We start from the raw sequence: 1,818 nt of genomic DNA on the forward strand, positions 1-1,818 counted from the left end.
TAGTTGTCTCGGACAGACTCGAACTGTCGACCCCTACATTATCAGTGTAATACTCTAACCAGCTGAGCTACGAGACAAAATGATGTAGGATAACCGATCTTAGATTGATGCCCTCAGATTTAAAATCTATAGCAATAACCCCCAACCAACATCCGTAAATCTTTATCTTTTACTTAAATTGTATTATTTGAACTAACAGCAAGAGTAATATAATTTCAATCTTTGTTTCCACTTTCTCTTTTCGTCTCTTTCCCTACCGTGCTTATAAATAAGCTAACACTAAGGCTCTAGAAAGGAGGTGTTCCAGCCGCACCTTCCGGTACGGCTACCTTGTTACGACTTAGCCCTAGTTACCAGTTTTACCCTAGGCAGCTCCTTGCGGTCACCGACTTCAGGCACCCCCAGCTTCCATGGCTTGACGGGCGGTGTGTACAAGGCCCGGGAACGTATTCACCGGATCATGGCTGATATCCGATTACTAGCGATTCCAGCTTCACGGAGTCGAGTTGCAGACTCCGATCCGAACTGTGACCGGTTTTGTAGATTCGCTCCTGGTCGCCCAGTGGCTGCTCTCTGTACCGGCCATTGTAGCACGTGTGTAGCCCAAGGCGTAAGGGCCGTGATGATTTGACGTCATCCCCACCTTCCTCACAGTTTGCACTGGCAGTCTCGTTAGAGTTCCCGACATGACTCGCTGGCAACTAACAACAGGGGTTGCGCTCGTTATAGGACTTAACCTGACACCTCACGGCACGAGCTGACGACAACCATGCAGCACCTTGTAAATTGTCTTGCGAAAAGTCTGTTTCCAAACCGGTCAACCTACATTTAAGCCTTGGTAAGGTTCCTCGCGTATCATCGAATTAAACCACATGCTCCACCGCTTGTGCGGGCCCCCGTCAATTCCTTTGAGTTTCAAACTTGCGTTCGTACTCCCCAGGTGGGATACTTATCACTTTCGCTTAGCCACTGAATTGCTCCCAACAGCTAGTATCCATCGTTTACGGCGTGGACTACCAGGGTATCTAATCCTGTTCGCTACCCACGCTTTCGTCCCTCAGCGTCAATTAATTAGTAGTAACCTGCCTTCGCAATTGGTATTCCATGTAATCTCTAAGCATTTCACCGCTACACTACATATTCTAGTTACTTCCTAATAATTCAAGTCAAGCAGTATCAATGGCCGTTCCACCGTTGAGCGATGGGCTTTCACCACTGACTTACTTGACCGCCTACGGACCCTTTAAACCCAATGATTCCGGATAACGCTTGGATCCTCCGTATTACCGCGGCTGCTGGCACGGAGTTAGCCGATCCTTATTCTTACAGTACCGTCAAGACGCTACACGTAGCGTTGTTTCTTCCTGTATAAAAGCAGTTTACAATCCATAGGACCGTCATCCTGCACGCGGCATGGCTGGATCAGGCTTGCGCCCATTGTCCAATATTCCTCACTGCTGCCTCCCGTAGGAGTCTGGTCCGTGTCTCAGTACCAGTGTGGGGGATCTCCCTCTCAGGACCCCTACCCATCGTAGCCTTGGTATGCCGTTACCATACCAACTAGCTAATGGGACGCATGCTCATCTTTCACCGATAAATCTTTAAATACATCTTGATGCCAAGTCGTATTACTATAAGGTATTAATCCAAATTTCTCTGGGCTATCCCTTTGTGAAAGGTAGATTGCATACGCGTTACGCACCCGTGCGCCGGTCTCAGAAAAGCAAGCTTTCCCTACCCCTCGACTTGCATGTGTTAAGCCTGCCGCTAGCGTTCATCCTGAGCCAGGATCAAACTCTTCATCGTATATTATGCGAA

The 1,818-nt window shown here is 48.3% G+C and carries 1 tRNA gene and 1 rRNA gene; both read right to left on the minus strand.

The features are described from left to right. Window positions 1-3: 3 nt before the first annotated feature. Window positions 4-77 (minus strand) — tRNA-Ile (locus A3SG_RS0118260). Window positions 78-291: 214 nt separating this feature from the next. Beyond that, window positions 292-1,806, minus strand: a 16S ribosomal RNA gene (locus A3SG_RS0118265). Window positions 1,807-1,818 lie beyond the last annotated feature (12 nt).

Origin of the sequence: Flavobacterium sp. ACAM 123 (genome assembly GCF_000264055.1) — a bacterium.
Classification (GTDB): Bacteria; Bacteroidota; Bacteroidia; order Flavobacteriales; family Flavobacteriaceae; genus Flavobacterium.